Origin of the sequence: Dysgonomonas sp. UBA7710, assembly GCF_002482385.1 — a bacterium.
Taxonomy (GTDB): domain Bacteria; phylum Bacteroidota; class Bacteroidia; order Bacteroidales; family Dysgonomonadaceae; genus Dysgonomonas.
In genome coordinates this window covers 1-15,105 of sequence record NZ_DLFW01000026.1, presented here as the reverse complement: position 1 = coordinate 15,105, position 15,105 = coordinate 1, and the positions used below count along the sequence as shown (strand labels likewise).

The 15,105-nt window shown below is 38.3% G+C and carries 14 protein-coding genes; 13 read left to right on the top strand and 1 reads right to left on the bottom strand.

Features of this window, described 5'->3' with window-relative positions; all coding sequences use genetic code 11:
- Positions 1–399: hypothetical protein (locus B3317_RS09225; RefSeq protein ID WP_291110886.1), on the top strand; the 399-nt coding region annotated here is incomplete at its 5' end.
- A 117-nt stretch (positions 400–516) separates the two neighbouring features.
- On the opposite strand, the gene B3317_RS09220 is transcribed toward B3317_RS09225, so the two are convergent.
- Positions 517–876 (bottom strand): hypothetical protein, encoded by a 360-nt coding sequence (locus B3317_RS09220; RefSeq protein WP_291110885.1) that lies wholly within the window; start codon positions 874–876, stop codon positions 517–519.
- Positions 877–1,102: 226 nt separating this feature from the next.
- Here B3317_RS09220 and B3317_RS09215 point away from each other — a divergent pair, with 226 nt between their 5' ends.
- The 12 genes from B3317_RS09215 (at position 1,103) to B3317_RS09160 (ending at position 14,991) form a co-directional block, all read left to right on the top strand.
- The gene (locus B3317_RS09215; RefSeq protein WP_291110884.1) at positions 1,103–1,405 is read left to right on the top strand and encodes a helix-turn-helix transcriptional regulator; all 303 of its coding nucleotides are present in this window, start codon (positions 1,103–1,105) and stop codon (positions 1,403–1,405) included.
- A gap of 3 nt (positions 1,406–1,408) precedes the next feature.
- Positions 1,409–1,684, top strand: coding sequence for a hypothetical protein (locus B3317_RS09210; protein WP_291110883.1), 276 nt, complete (start codon positions 1,409–1,411; stop codon positions 1,682–1,684).
- Positions 1,685–1,756: 72 nt separating this feature from the next.
- Positions 1,757–2,395: a hypothetical protein gene (locus B3317_RS09205; protein ID WP_291110882.1), complete on the top strand. Its 639-nt coding sequence runs from the start codon at positions 1,757–1,759 to the stop codon at positions 2,393–2,395.
- An 84-nt stretch (positions 2,396–2,479) separates the two neighbouring features.
- Positions 2,480–2,728 (top strand): hypothetical protein, encoded by a 249-nt coding sequence (locus B3317_RS09200; RefSeq protein ID WP_291110881.1) that lies wholly within the window; start codon positions 2,480–2,482, stop codon positions 2,726–2,728.
- A 217-nt stretch (positions 2,729–2,945) separates the two neighbouring features.
- A complete protein-coding gene (locus B3317_RS09195; protein ID WP_291110880.1) occupies positions 2,946–3,458 on the top strand; it encodes a hypothetical protein in 513 nt (170 codons plus the stop codon).
- A gap of 178 nt (positions 3,459–3,636) precedes the next feature.
- Positions 3,637–4,785, top strand: coding sequence for a T9SS type A sorting domain-containing protein (locus tag B3317_RS09190; RefSeq protein ID WP_291110879.1), 1,149 nt, complete (start codon positions 3,637–3,639; stop codon positions 4,783–4,785).
- 4 nt (positions 4,786–4,789) lie between these two features.
- Positions 4,790–7,891, top strand: coding sequence for a hypothetical protein (locus B3317_RS09185; RefSeq protein WP_291110878.1), 3,102 nt, complete (start codon positions 4,790–4,792; stop codon positions 7,889–7,891).
- A 15-nt stretch (positions 7,892–7,906) separates the two neighbouring features.
- Positions 7,907–8,824, top strand: a complete 918-nt coding sequence (locus B3317_RS09180) for a hypothetical protein (protein WP_291110877.1) — start codon at positions 7,907–7,909, stop codon at positions 8,822–8,824.
- Between the two features lies 1 nt (position 8,825).
- The gene (locus B3317_RS09175) at positions 8,826–12,581 is read left to right on the top strand and encodes a DUF6443 domain-containing protein (RefSeq protein WP_291110876.1); all 3,756 of its coding nucleotides are present in this window, start codon (positions 8,826–8,828) and stop codon (positions 12,579–12,581) included.
- Positions 12,581–13,264 (top strand): hypothetical protein, encoded by a 684-nt coding sequence (locus B3317_RS09170; RefSeq protein WP_291110875.1) that lies wholly within the window; start codon positions 12,581–12,583, stop codon positions 13,262–13,264. The genes B3317_RS09175 and B3317_RS09170 overlap by 1 nt, the downstream gene beginning before the upstream one ends.
- 222 nt (positions 13,265–13,486) lie before the next feature.
- The gene (locus B3317_RS09165) at positions 13,487–14,668 is read left to right on the top strand and encodes an RHS repeat domain-containing protein (protein WP_291110873.1); all 1,182 of its coding nucleotides are present in this window, start codon (positions 13,487–13,489) and stop codon (positions 14,666–14,668) included.
- Entirely contained in the window at positions 14,665–14,991 is a 327-nt protein-coding gene (locus B3317_RS09160; protein ID WP_291110871.1) for a hypothetical protein, read from the top strand. Before B3317_RS09165 ends, B3317_RS09160 begins: the two co-directional genes overlap by 4 nt.
- Positions 14,992–15,105 lie beyond the last annotated feature (114 nt).

Below are 15,105 nucleotides of genomic sequence, written 5' to 3'. Positions count from 1 at the left end.
AACCGGAGAAAACTTCCATACGATATCAATAGATCCGTATTCATACAACATGACTACGATTTTTATTCAACGGTCTATTATACAGATAATCATTCCGAACCGGTATTCTATTTAAAGAACAATTCTACCGGAGAGTTTGAACGGCTGTCTTATGGGCGTTCGTATATGGTTGTAGCCTTGGAGAAACTACAGAAACTCTCTCCGGAAGAAAAAGCCCGGATAGATAAAGAACTGGTGAATAACTTCTGGTGGGCTATCCGCGAGGGGTATAACCATATGCTCGATCCTAATTTGAGACGGGAGTATGATACGCCCCGGATTAAAAACACTCTGAACGCCGTAAGGCTATATATCGATAAGATAGTAAAAGCAAGTAAAGAAGAAATGAAAGTATTATGAATAACCTAGTGACGTTCGAGTAACCGTCGTACTTAACTATTTAATAGAGAAATTAAAGGACTTTATTACACCACAATTTTAATACCTACTGTCATGGTTAAAGAAGAACGAAAGCTTTTAGTATTTTACTTTAGGATTGACTAATTTGTTCTTTCTATCAAAGACAAATATAGAGTCTATATCGACAGGTTTATAAATATAATAATCACGCTTAATAAACCAAACATCATGTATAATGTATTTTCCACCATTTGATAAGTCTATAAGAGTAATCCCTTTTTGTTTTATGAATTTTTCTTTTAAAACGAATCCCTTCACTTCGGTTTTAACAGAATCTGGCAAATATAGATATCCTTTCATATGTACCTCTATTCTTTTGTCACTATAATTAAAATAAATAATTATTAGAGCAATAGCGGCAATAAAAGCTATAATAGGAAATATCAAATCTCTTTTTGTGATTTTAGATCGACTCATAATCAACAATTCAATAATACCCCAAAAGTAACAAAATAATTAATTCAAAATAGGAGGATAAGAAATGAAATATACAGCAAAGTTTTCTTTAGAAATAAAAATGGCAGAGTTTTATTTATATGCTATTCAAAGAGTTTAAATATGTACATCAATTGCAAAACCTATATAAGATATTCAATATTGACTTAGAGATTACACTAACAGGAAACGATTTAAAGATAGAGGTATGAAAATAGGCGAATATATACAAAAAGCAAGAAAGGAAATCGGATATACACAGGATGATATCGCAAAGCATCTAGGGCTATCAAGACCATCAATCGGAAATATTGAGAAAGGTAGACAATCTTTAGATTTGGATAGCCTTACTTTATTGGTAGACTATTTAAAAATATCAATACCCGATTTATTTAAGACTGTATATGGCATTACCATTCTGACGGATTCCGCCAAAATAGCCAAAATAAAAAGGCTTGAATATCGGAAACTAAAAATAGATCAAGAAATTGAATCATTAAAAACAGATTAACCCATGACAGATATTAATAAACTTATAGAACAAGCCTGTATTGAATATTGTGAACAAATCAATTCAGTTTACAATGAAAAGGATGTATTCAAAGCTGGCGCAAACTTCATCCTCCACCAAAACAGATGGAGAAAGTTCGCAACGGATGAACTTCCAAAGATAGGACAGCAGATAGTTTGTAAAAGCAGTAGTGGTATATATCATTTGTCAAATCCTATATCACATGATGGTATTCATTGGTTAGCAGAAAACTTTACAGAATGGAAGCCTATAGAGTAAGAGAATCTTTTAAAAATAGATAATATATTAACAGCTATATTTATATTTGTAAAAATTAATAAAAAAAATGCAATGAAGAAAATAGTATTAGCATGTCTTTTCTCATGTTCTTCACTCTTAATTATGAGTGGGCAAGAACTAAAATCTGTTGAAAAAAGTAGTTGGGGAAATATGAATACCTCAGGTTTTTTCTCTATCTTAGGAAAAGTAGATTCCGATTCTCCTTTTGCTAATAATCGATGGTGGTGGGGAATTAATTGTACATATGCAAACAATGTTATAAGCACACAATATTATAATGCTCAAATTGCTTTTGAATATGCAACCAATCCCCTTCAAATGTATGTTAGAATAACAGACAAATACGGAAAAGGAGAGTGGGCTAAAGTTCTTCATAGCAAAGGTGACCACGCTATAGACGGTAAATTAACGACTAAAGAGATAGAAATAAAAGTAGATACAGGTGCGGATTTTGTTTTCAAACCCGATTATAATTTAAAAACATTATCCGAAGTGGAGGCCTTTGTTAAAGAAAATCAGCATCTACCAGATATTCCGTCAGAAGAAGAAATGCAGGAAAATGGCTTAAATCTAAATAAAATGCAAATTAAGTTATTACAAAAGATAGAGGAACTGACTTTATATGTAATTGATTTGAAAAAAGAAAACGAGTCAATAAAAAAAGAACTAAAAGAGCTCAAGAAAGAATAACGGTTAATAACTCTCATCCTCTTTATTAGCCTTCACCCTCTTTATTGCCTACCTTTGTTGTCTAAACAATCAACTAAGTAAGCTATGAAATTTAGAGACGGTGTGGAACGTGATCCGGAGGATTGCGGGTATCTTATTATGAAACAAAAGGATTTGGATGCTATATCCAAAAAGCGAGAAGAAAACCCCGATTACAAAAAGAGCCTTGAGCATGTAAAAGATTTCACACAAACACAACCTGTTTTTATGTACAAAATAAAACTGAAGGACTTGGACGTGGGCGAAGGCTTTCACGATGTAAATATTCACTATGTTTGTATGAGGATAGAATAAAATACAATACGATCAACTGATAGAAGGACGGCTTAGGCTGTCCTTTTTCATTTTCAGGATATATTAAAAAGGCAGCAACCTCACGGTTACCACCCCTCAATGCTTAACAAATATAATATTTATTCAGATGGCAACCGATATAATAAACAAATATATTTCCGAAACTTACAGCAGACTTTTAGATAATTGTATCTTTTTATGCTCAAAGGTGTATTTTATGCACGGACTTGAATATGATCTGCTAAATGATTCCCTGACCGATTTTCTTGACAGAGTTGAACGTGATGATAATTTTCGGGAAAAGGTCGAGGGAATGCTTTCGAGGAAGAATAAAAATAATGAATTCAGCGAACTTGATAACTATATCCTTTCTATAATAAAGATGAACGTGTATTCCAAGACTGCCCGGTTCAGGCAAAAGTATGGGCTTGAGGTTCAGGAGCCCGGTACTTATATAGATGTGGACTTTCAACGACTAAATATAATTGACGAAAGAGACGATAATTTGGAACGGGAGCAGGAGCTTCAGGAGAAAGAACGACGGTTTAAAGAGGCTTGTGATATTTATGGACTATCGCAAAGGGCCCAGGATATATTCAGATGGAAACTTATAGATGGAAACCCTCTGTGTGATTATCCACATGACGGTAATAAAAGGAAAGTGTATGATATATACAACAAAACGCTGCAATTAGTAAAAGATAAAATTGCAGGGAGCTTACTTTTATAACTATATTTTTTTTATTTTTCGGGTCCGTTAGTTAAATCTATGCGAGGTCAAGTCAAGCCCCGTTTTTACACCACATGTTATCAAATATATCCCGATAGCATATTGATTATTTAAAAAAAATAATTAATTTTAACGTTCAATACATAAAAACATCAACAATATATTAACGCCCAATCCGATGAAAACAAGAACATTAATCTTTCTAATGTCTGTAGGCTTTGTATTGCCTGTCTGCGGGCAGCTTAACACTTCGCATAACCGCTTCCGTTCGGGAGATGTGTTAATAAAGCAACAGGTCGAGTATGTCGATCCCGGTAATTCCGGGGTAAACAAAGTATGGGATTTCAGTAAGCTGAATACCATCAATGATGAATACACATTGGCTTATGACTTGCCGCCATTGGAAGGCGATTCTGTCTATATCGTAGGGGATATGCGCTATAACAGGAAGAATGTACCGGACAACGGACTGGTAACAGGTACGGAGCATAATACCATGTATTACTACCATCTGACAAATGATTCCCTGTTACAGTTGGGTCATGAAAACCCATCCGTAAAACTGGCCTACACTTCCCCGATGACACTGATGCGGTTCCCCCTGAACTACGGGCAGAGTGTTTCATCCGACTATAAGTCGGAAGGCCTGTATTCGGGAACGGTGGATATCCATACACAAGGAACTATGACTACCACTGCCGATGCCTATGGCAAGATAATCCTGCCATCCGGTGATACGCTCAGCCCTGTGCTAAGAGTTAAGACGACACAGACTATTTACGATATACCCGGAGAAGGAAATTATACAGCAAATGAAGCTGATAATAAAGGCAAATCCCTTGAGACCTGCCGCTGGTACAGCAAGGGCTACCGCTATCCGGTCTTTGAGACGGTGAGAAATATCAATATAGCCGATAGTACGGAAATCTTTTCTACAGCCTTTTTCTTTCCACCGCAACACCATCTTTATCTGGATACCGACCCTGAGAATTTAGCCTTGCTGGATGAACTATGGAAGGAAACGGAGAAAAAAACAGAAGACCCTACAGCTAAAACGGTCACATTAGAAGACATTATGACCTGTAAGATGTATCCGAATCCGGTAGCCTCTATCCTGAATCTTGAATATGAACTAAAAGAAGACGCAAAGGTATCTTTCGAGTTATATTCAATTGAGGGTATGCCGGTGAAAAAGGTAAAAGCCAAGTCACAAAGGGCAGGCATGTATTACGAGAGTATTGACTGTTCTTCCCTGCATCCGAAAAACTATGTGCTACGGATTACGGCTAACGGAGCATTTGTAAATGAAATTATTATTAAAAAGTAAATAAATGAAACACTTATTTTTGATATGTTCTATGTTGTTGTCCATTAATACGATGAATGGACAATATTCAGATTCTGATATGGCAATGGGTAAAGCTTATTACAAGGGTATTGAGAATTACCAGTCTCCCGGTGCAGCCTCACTTGGCACCTTTGGCTCAACACCTGTCAGTTTATTTACGGGCGTACCCGACATCTCAATTCCGTTATATGACCTGAAACTGGATAAGTTGGAAGTTCCTATCGGACTGAAATACCATATCCATAATGCTAAGCCCAACATACATCCGGGAGTTGTAGGCTTAGGATGGAGTTTACATTGCGGAGGCAGTATAACCCGCATTCAACATTCATATCAAGACGAACAGGAAAGAATAGGACTTGTACATTCTCCCGACTTTTTAACAGACAACTGGTTTAATCTGTTTCCTTATAATGGGCTAAATAATGAATATAAGTTCGGGGCGTGGGATAGCGCCCATAGATTAGACATGGAAGCCGTTATGCAAACGGCAAAAAAGGCATATCAAGATATAGAGCCTGATGAATTCAATTTTAATTTTCTTGGTTATTCAGGATCATTTTATCTTGACCATACAGGAAATTGGAAAGTAAAATCCGAAACGAAATTCAAAATTTCTCATGAGCTTATAAGTTACGATAAGACAAGGATAGCTGCTAAATTATTAGCGAGCAAGCATGAGAAATGGACTCAGGATGAATTATCCCAATGTCCCACATTCCATAAATTTTCACTGGTAAGTCCGGAAGGTATAACTTTTGTCTTCGGTGGTATAAATGCCATTGACTATTCTTGTGAATATTATGACCAATCGACACAAAGGTTAAAATCCAGGTTACCCGTTTCAACGACATGGTACCTGTCATCGATAATTACACCCAATAATGAAAAGGTAGAATTCGAATATATACCGGTAGATCCTGTAATTGATGCAAACCTCGGATTCTCACAACAGAGTAACTTTTTTCATATTGGCTGTGGAAGAGTACTTAACATACAATTAGTATTGCCGGTACTTCTTAGGACTATAAAATTTAATGAAAAAGATCTCGTAACTTTTAGATATAAGAATACTGTCGAGCTTAGTTATCCTACGAAGTTTTTTCAAGATTGGGAACAACCTTTCCCTCTGGATATTGAAAAGCCTTATGCTCCGGTATATGCAGCTTCCTTGTCTGGGATAAAATGGCAACAACTTGAGTCTATCAGTATATTAGACCTGATAAAATATGAATTGAAATACACAAATTCATTCAATGAAAGGCTTAAATTGGTGGGCCTGGAGAAGAAACCCCTCAATTACAACGGAACAGACCAGAAATATCAGTTTATTTATAATACCGATGTCAAGCTCCCGAACTACTTATCCGGTTTTTATGACCATTTAGGCTTTTATAACGGAAAAGATTTTTCTTTTTATTTCAAATATGATTTTCATGAGCAGAAGACAGCGAACAGTTCATTGTATAATCGCAGTATCGTCTTTAAAAATGCCAGGCAGGCCGATACAACTGGCAAATATGCAACTGCCGAAATGTTGAAGTCCATTGTATATCCTACCGGAGGAAAAACCACATTTGAATTTGAGCCTAATAAGGTAAAAGGCTATTTGTCCGTAGATAGACAAACTGTTATCAATAATGAGTTCTATCCGGGAGGAATGAGACTAAAAAAAATAACGAATTATGATATTAATAATCAGATAATTAATACAAGAAGCTATTGTTACGTTCTCAATTTTGATCCGAATATACAATCTGGTAAATCATCAGGTATTTTGTCTTTTACTCCCGAATACTATGAGAAAATTCAGATAAAAAGAAGAGGGCCTTTTCCTACACATGATACAGGGAATTACAGTTACCGGGAGATTGAAATTTTTGAGTCGAAAGCTACAAATGCGGGATGGTTCAATACACAAGGCGTATTTGTGGGATATTCAGAAGTGACTGAAATAGAATATGATGCCAATGGTCGAAATACGAACGGATACATAAAGCATACCTTTACAAATTTTGATACGGATATATGGGGAAATACCCATTTTGACGATCCTCCGGTTATCTTTCTGAACAATCCCAAAAACTTGAGATACCCTGCGTTCAGGAATACCCCTTTCTGCTCGAAGGATATAGAAAGAGGTAAAAAGACATCGGAACTGACTTATGATAGCAACAATACATTGGTGAAAAGCGTGTATAATAAATATATAAAATTATCATCGGATCCAATCCGTGCGATAAATGTTTTCATTTCACCTCCAACTGATTTATTATCAGACTTTTCAGAAAATGCTTTTGGTGGAGTCTATTATATTTATACCTATGATTATCTGCTTAACCATAATGAAATAACCCTTAATACCCCTAATATAAAAACGGATATTTCCTACGTATTCAATGAAAATTGCATGGTAACAAAAAAAACTAGAAAAAACAGCATGGGTAAAGATATCACTACAATTTATACATATCCCCCACAGACAACAGCCTTATATAAGAAGCACATGCTATCTACAATTATTAAAGAAGAAAATAAAGTCGGGGATATATGGACGGGTGTAACGAAGATTAATTATCCCGATAATTCGGTAAATCCCGGTTCAATAGACGTTTCATTCAGGGATAATACAAAATTGTCAAGGAAAATATTATTTGATATATATGATAACAATGGCAATCTTATTCAATTTACGACTGAGGATGGCATACCGACAACCTATTTAAGGGGATACAACAATTTATATGTAATAGCAGAAATCAACAATGCTACATATGACCAGATAGAAAGGATATTGACGAAATCTTTCATAAACCGTATTTCCGGACAGAGTGAGCCGAGCAGTTCCGATATATCAAAAATAGAAGGATTGAGGGAGTCACCGGCAGATTTCCGAGTATCAACATTTAAATATAAACCTTTTATCGGCATCCTTGAGCACAAGGGGCCCTCGGGCATTACGACTTATTACGATTACGATGCTTTCGGGCGGTTAAAAGAAAGCTATATTTATAAGGATAACATTATCACTCCTGCCAATAAGCAGACTATCCAAAAATATGAATATCATTATCAAAACCAATAAAAACTAACGATTGTTATGAAAAAAAATATTTTAATTGTCCTGTCACTTATAATAACCACAATTACATATGCACAAGACCAGACTGTAAACGGAAATCTTTTACAACAACTAAACAACCAGTGGCTATCTCCAGCTAAACTACAATTAGGAAGAAGTAATTCTAGTATAGTAGAAAACAAAGCCGTCATCGGAGTAACAAATGGAAATTTACATGTGGATTCCTATCCGGGATACGCATTATGTTTGAATTATTATCAGAAAGATAGTAATTCCGGAAATAAAGGTTTAACGATATCTCCGAGTGGTAATGTCGGTATTGGGACACATTCTCCACGTTCACGTCTCGATGTCAGCGATTCATCCCAGAATACCCTGAAATCCGTATTAGCCCGTTTGGATGAAGGAAATAGTGCAGGCGATGGTACTTATTTAGGAGTGAAGTCATATTATACACAAGTGAAACAGGGGGAAAATTCGGAAGGAAATGTAAAGTCATTCAGTCTTGAACATAAGTTCTATGGACAGATAAACAGCAGTATCAACTTTTATCGTGGGGGATCACAAATAGGAGGGTCTTTAGGTATTTCAGTATATGATGGCCGTGAGATTGCCCGTTTCTTTAATTGGGGTCTAAACCTTGCCGGTACTATCCGTTCCAAAGAAGTCAAAATAGAAGCCACCGGCTGGTCCGATTTTGTTTTCAATAAAAATTATGATTTACCGAAACTTTCGGAAGTAGAAAAGCATATAAACGAGAAGCAGCACTTGCCCGGTATTCCATCGGAGAAAGAGGTGTTGGAAAATGGCATCAGTGTAGGAGAAATGCAGGCTAAGCTTTTACAGAAAATTGAAGAACTGACCCTCTATGTGATTACACAGGACAAGCGTATTAAAGCACTTGAGGAAGAGAACCATACCCTAAAATCGTATTAACATGAAAAAGACATACTTATATATTTTACTAACAGTATTCAGCCTGAGTTTGCACAGTCAAGCAAACCTCACCCTGAATACTATCCGTACTTCCGGAGGCAGCGAGACCGCCTGCCAGGGTATAACTCTGTTGCCCGGCTTCAGTTTTGTCTCGTCTACGGGAAAGAGCCTGACCCTGACGGTCAATGCTTCCACCTGCGATCCTTATGCCGGGGCGGTATCGTCCGTCAGTTCCAATCAGAATTATATACAGACCAAGACCTATACAGCCTCCGATGCGAGTCGTTATATGGAAACCATCCAGTATTTCGACGGCCTAGGGCGTCCCATGCAAACCGTACAGCGGGGCATCACCCCGGATGGCAAAGACCTCGTCTCTATACAGGAATACGACGCTTTCGGGCGTGAGAGCAACAGTTGGCTTGCCGGTAAGGTAAGCACAAGCAACAACGGGGCGTTTGTCCCTTTAGAAACGGCGAAAGGATATATAAAGGCAACCAATGCCAACGACCAGAAGCCTTATTCCTATCCTGTCTATGAAGCCTCGCCATTAAACCGTATTGTCAAACAGTTCGGGCCGGGGTCTGACTGGCAGAATACAGCGGATGAAAAAGCCGTGTTAACCGCTTATAAAACGAACATAGCGGGCAATGCCACCCTGAGCTGCAAGCTATACTTCATAACAGGGACAAGCCAGAGTCCAACCCTGGGACAAACTACAAATTATGCTACAGGACAGCTATATGTGACCGAAGTAAAGGATGAGGACGGCAATACTTCCTATGAGTTCAAGGACAAGTTGGGGCGGGTAGTTCTTACCCGGCAGATGGACGGGACAACACCTCTCGATACTTATTATGTCTATGACGACTTCGGCAACCAATGCTTTGTGCTTCCCCCGAGGATACAGGATGAAGGGATAACACAAACAAAGCTGAATGAATTGGCCTACCAGTATAAATACGACCATCGTAACCGTTGCGTCTGGAAAAAGCTTCCGGGATGTGAACCCATCCGCTACGTCTACGACAGGGCTGATAGGCTGATATTTACACAGGACGGCGAACAGAGAGATAAGAAGCCCACACCTGAATGGACGGTAACGGTACCAGACGAATTCGGTAGGACCGTTCTTACAGGCACGATTAGTAACACGGGCTTCGATATAGATGACGACATTAACTCCGGTTCTCCATCCATGGGGCTGACCTCAAATAGTATAGTGGAGTGTGTCGAGAGGGGGGAAATCATGTTTTATGCTAAATTCAGCAATGGTACCGGTAATTATGGGTATTCATTCGAGATCGGGCCTTGTGCTGCACTCTATAGTAGCCCTACAGGTGTCTGTATTCTTACATGGACAATCCCTGAATATCTCAGTGTAAATTATTACGACAATTACGCTTTTATGGGTAAAAACGGAATACCCGCCAATACGGATCCGAATATCAAATACAACGCCGAAACAGGTTACGGTACATGGTATGGTACAGATTATACCGAAGCCAATAAGTATAAGAACAAAGGGATGCTGACAGGAAGCCTTACCGCGCAATGCCAAGCAAACGGAACCCTATCTCCAACGTACCTCTATTCGGTGATGTATTACGACAGCAGGGGAAGACTGATACAAACAAAAGGCAACAACCACCTGACCGGAGGAATTGAAAAGGAATACATCGCCTATAACTTCACGGGGCAACCGACCCAAAGGAAACATGTGCATCAAGCTACGGGCAAGAATACCCAGACCGAAGTCTATGCTTATATCTACGACCATGCCGGCAGATTATTGACCACCACCCACCAACTGACAGACGGGACAACGGTAAAACCGCAAGTCGCACTGGCTGAAAATACGTATGATGATTTGGGAAGGCTAAAGACAAATAAGAAAGGGGGGATAGCGGGTACGCTGGCTACTTATGCTTATAATGTACGTTCGTGGACAAAATCCATTACCAGCCCGCTGTTTACCGAAACGCTGTATTATAATGAATCCTACGGAGGCAGCACCAAGCAGTATAATGGCAATATCTCGGCGATGAGCTGGAAGCATAATACCGAGACCAATCCACGCGGTTACGCCTTTGTTTATGACAACCTGTCGCGGCTGACAAAAGCCGGCTATCTGATCAACGGTACCGTACAGACTTATAATGCAACCACCCCAACCAACCCGATCTATCAGACAGCCTACAGTTACGATAAGCATGGGAATATGAAAACCCTGCAACGTTATGGTAATATCGATGCCGCGAAATACGGATTGATTGATAACCTGACAATGACTTATGCCGGCAATCAGATGACAAGGGTCGATGAGGCGGCAGCAGCCATCAGCATTGCTGAATCAATGGACTTTAAGAATGGCAGTAATGTGGCCAACGAATATACCTACAATGCCAATGGGGCGATGAATAAAGATTTGAATAAGGGGATTACCGAAATCCAATATAATTCGTTAAATTTACCAAGGCAAATGATAATCAATAGTTCTTCGGTAAAGGCCAAGAATTATTATACTTACTCGGCTTCAGGCGTGAAGCTGAAGACAGAGCAGCGATACGATCCTAATTATACGGTAACGCCGTCCAATGCGACCAATCCGACAAATGATGGATTGGCTGACTATAAGAATACGGATTATGCAGGCAATATCATCTATGAAACAGTAAAGAGCGGTTCTACAATAACGAATAAAACGCGGATACTGGTTGACGGAGGATACATCGAGGGTGGAGTATATTACTACTACCTGACCGATCACTTGGGTAACAACAGAGTGGTAGCCAATGCCAGCGGTACTGTTATACAAAGAAACCACTACTACCCGTTTGGTATGTCCTTTGCCGATACACCGTTGGCAGAGCAGGGAAAGCAGCCGTACAAGTATAATGGTAAGGAATTAGATCAGATGCACCAGTTGAACCTGTATGATAATCTTGCCCGCTTGTATGATCCTGTAATACCTCGCACACCTATGCCTGACCCGCATGCGGAGAATTACTATAGCTTGTCGCCTTACTCATGGGTAGGGAATAATCCGATGAAATTTATCGATCCGACAGGGATGGATAGTATTTATTTTCAAAGTACATATAAACCGACTCCGGGTTATCAGAATTTAGCTAACATCTTGGGCAACAAGAGTCCGTATCAGGAAGTGTTACGTGTAAGTAATGGTGGAAATACTTCAGTGTCTGTGCAGCTTGCAGATGTTGTAGTTACACCCAATGGTGGCAAATATGAAAGAAATGGATCAATCTATGACTATCATGGCAACCTCATTGGTGAGAAAGGTTTGGAAATTGTAAGTCCTGAGTTCGAAGTGTTGATGTTGGGCAGAGGTGTTGCGAATGCTCTAGGAAAAGCTATAGTTTCTTCTGTAGCGGAGGAAACGGCGACTAAAGGTCTCACAAATGCACAGTTGGTACAGAAAGCGGCGACGAAAGCAGAGGCTGCAATTGGAGGAACAGGAAGATTCGCCGGAACGGCGAAACACAATTATGCTACAAACTTGTTGGAACGTTATCAAAGTATATATGGAAGCAGAGGTATGCAATTCAAGGTACCATTTAATAATGGATCTGGCAACAGAGGTTTTTTAGATGTACTCGATAATACGAATGGAGTTATTTATGATTGGAAATTTGGATATCCTGGCATGACACCAGCTCAACTCAATATGACACCACAAATGCTGAAATATCAAAGAAATTTTCCTAATTTTTCCACACAAATAATCAAACCGTAATGATAACTAGTAATATAAAGAAAGAAATTATAAGAGATTGGTCTGACAATTTTGCTGATTTGTCTGTCTATACACAAAATAAGTTATATAAAATATGTGGTGCATTTCTATTGGGTATAGAAATATTAAGTCTTCCACGATCAGAAGACTATAGACCAATTTTTGTTTGTTATCCTTTGTGGAAAACTGATATAAGGCGATGTCTTGAAGAACCTGTTTTTATTCAGGAGATATATAATAAGAAAGGTTTTCAGTTTAATATTCCTTACGCAAAACATATCATTTTTTTTCAAGAAGCCGTGGAGTGTACTAAGAGACAAGCATCAATTTTAGGACATCAGGATATTTCTATAAAACAATTATTTGAGGTTATTGATAAGCAATTTTCTCAAGGAATAGTAAGAGCTAGCCCTGTAGGGCAAGTCAAACTTTTTGAAGCTAAATTTCTGGGTGCTTTGTACGTGAATGAGTTGAATATGTGCAAAGATATATTTGGAGAATTGAATAAACTTGTTAGAAATTATAATCCAGATTTTTTAGAATGGAAATATGGAAAGTTGGATGCTTGGCTCCAAAACTTACATGACGTAATAACCCATAGGGATGAATTTTTAAAACAAATAGAAATAAACAAACAGGACAAGAAAATAGCAAAACTTCAAAGTTCAGAACTCTTTATATGACCCCCGTTCGCACAGACGTCCCGTCTGAGTGTTGCGTAGCAATTATTTATCTATAACATTATACGATTTGCTCAGCGGAGCAGAAAAGATACAGGATAAAAGTTATTGAAAAGTTTGTTACTTTTGTTACCTTTTAACTATGTATAGTTAATGAATGTGAAATTAGCTATGGAGGAAAGAAATAGAAATGTATAACTTTTTTTCTTAAATTTACCGCAGGTAATGATAATAAACAGCCCGACGGCCAAAGCTAAAAATTATTATACTTACTCGGCTTCAGGCGTGAAGCTGAAGACAGAGCAGCGATACGATCCTAATTATACGGTAACGCCGTCCAATGCGACAAATGATGGATTGGCTGACTATAAGAATACGGATTATGCAGGCAATATCATCTGTGAAACAGTAAAGAGCGGTTCTACAATAACGAATAAAACGCGGATACTGGTTTCCGGAGGATACATCGAGGGTGGAGTATATTACTACTACCTGACCGATCACTTGGGTAACAACAGAGTGGTAGCCAATGCCAGCGGTACTGTTATACAAAGAAACCACTACTACCCGTTTGGTATGTCCTTTGCCGATACACCGTTGGCAGAGCAGGGAAAGCAGCCGTACAAGTATAATGGTAAGGAATTAGATCAGATGCACCAGTTGAACCTGTATGATAATCTTGCCCGCTTGTATGATCCTGTAATACCTCGCACACCTACGCCAGACCCGCATGCAGAGAAGTATTATAACCTGTCTCCGTATTCCTGGATAGGGAATAACCCGATGAGAGTAATTGACCCATTAGGTACTGACACTGTTCATGTAAATCCGGATGGTACTGCTCAACGGTATGCAGACGGCACTGTTGTAAGCAATCCTGGAGAAGGGTATGCCCTTATTCAGGATAAACCTTTGCTTACTGACGAAAAGGGAACTCCTCAGGTGGTTATTGAAGCGAATGCGCCTGTTAAGTCTCCTTTCGATTATTGGGCAATTTCTTTATCAGGTTCTGCGGTTTGTTTTGTAGGGTTTTATGGGGATATCACAATCGGAATAATAGGAAAAGATGGCATTTTTATTCAACCTTCAATAGGTTTTGGAGGAGGTTTTGATATCTCGGGTTCTGTTAATATTAAACAAGGCATATATAAAGGAGATGGGAAGCCGACAGCAACAAGCTTGGAAGGATTAAGCAGGGACATTTCACTTGGAGCTTCATTTGTAAATGTTGGATTAACTCAAGATGGTGCTAAAAATCCTAATTTTGTTAGGATGGAACGTCCATATAATTATGGAACTTCTTGGGATGTATATTCAGGAGGGGTAACTTTTGGCTCAAAAAGCCTCGTTGGAGGCCATTTTGGATTGGGTAATACATTAGGAACATATTATTTATATAAAAAATGAGATACGGAAAAATATCATTACATTTTATTTTTTTTATAGTTGTTCTATTATTCTGTAATTGTAATGAGAATCGGACAATAGCACTTAATATGAGAGCTCGCGGAGTCATTGAACGCAAATATAAAGATCGAAAAAATCATGAACTCCTAACATTTGATATAAAAGAATATGACCAATCATACTCCTTTTTTGCAGATTATTATCCGGGAGCATGGATGTATGCTTCAATAGGAGATTCTATTATTAAGAATAAAGGTGAAACTTTTATAACAATAAAAAAAGTTAATGGAGAATCTAAATTATTTGATACACGATTAAAATAATAAAATATTCTTGTCTTTTGGGATTTGTAATTCCTATCAGGATTTTCAATCCTCTATAAAAAACTATCCTGTCGGTATCATCATCGGCAGGATAATTTATCTATAGCATATACA

Excerpts from the sequence above, each read along its gene's own strand:
- B3317_RS09220 (WP_291110885.1), bottom strand. The coding sequence starts at position 876 with ATGAGTCGATCTAAAATCACAAAAAGAGATTTGATATTTCCTATTATA.
- B3317_RS09215 (WP_291110884.1), top strand. The coding sequence starts at position 1,103 with ATGAAAATAGGCGAATATATACAAAAAGCAAGAAAGGAAATCGGATAT.
- B3317_RS09210 (WP_291110883.1), top strand. The coding sequence starts at position 1,409 with ATGACAGATATTAATAAACTTATAGAACAAGCCTGTATTGAATATTGT.
- B3317_RS09205 (WP_291110882.1), top strand. The coding sequence starts at position 1,757 with ATGAAGAAAATAGTATTAGCATGTCTTTTCTCATGTTCTTCACTCTTA.
- B3317_RS09200 (WP_291110881.1), top strand. The coding sequence starts at position 2,480 with ATGAAATTTAGAGACGGTGTGGAACGTGATCCGGAGGATTGCGGGTAT.
- B3317_RS09195 (WP_291110880.1), top strand. The coding sequence starts at position 2,946 with ATGCACGGACTTGAATATGATCTGCTAAATGATTCCCTGACCGATTTT.
- B3317_RS09190 (WP_291110879.1), top strand. The coding sequence starts at position 3,637 with ATGAAAACAAGAACATTAATCTTTCTAATGTCTGTAGGCTTTGTATTG.
- B3317_RS09185 (WP_291110878.1), top strand. The coding sequence starts at position 4,790 with ATGAAACACTTATTTTTGATATGTTCTATGTTGTTGTCCATTAATACG.
- B3317_RS09180 (WP_291110877.1), top strand. The coding sequence starts at position 7,907 with ATGAAAAAAAATATTTTAATTGTCCTGTCACTTATAATAACCACAATT.
- B3317_RS09175 (WP_291110876.1), top strand. The coding sequence starts at position 8,826 with ATGAAAAAGACATACTTATATATTTTACTAACAGTATTCAGCCTGAGT.
- B3317_RS09170 (WP_291110875.1), top strand. The coding sequence starts at position 12,581 with ATGATAACTAGTAATATAAAGAAAGAAATTATAAGAGATTGGTCTGAC.
- B3317_RS09165 (WP_291110873.1), top strand. The coding sequence starts at position 13,487 with ATGATAATAAACAGCCCGACGGCCAAAGCTAAAAATTATTATACTTAC.
- B3317_RS09160 (WP_291110871.1), top strand. The coding sequence starts at position 14,665 with ATGAGATACGGAAAAATATCATTACATTTTATTTTTTTTATAGTTGTT.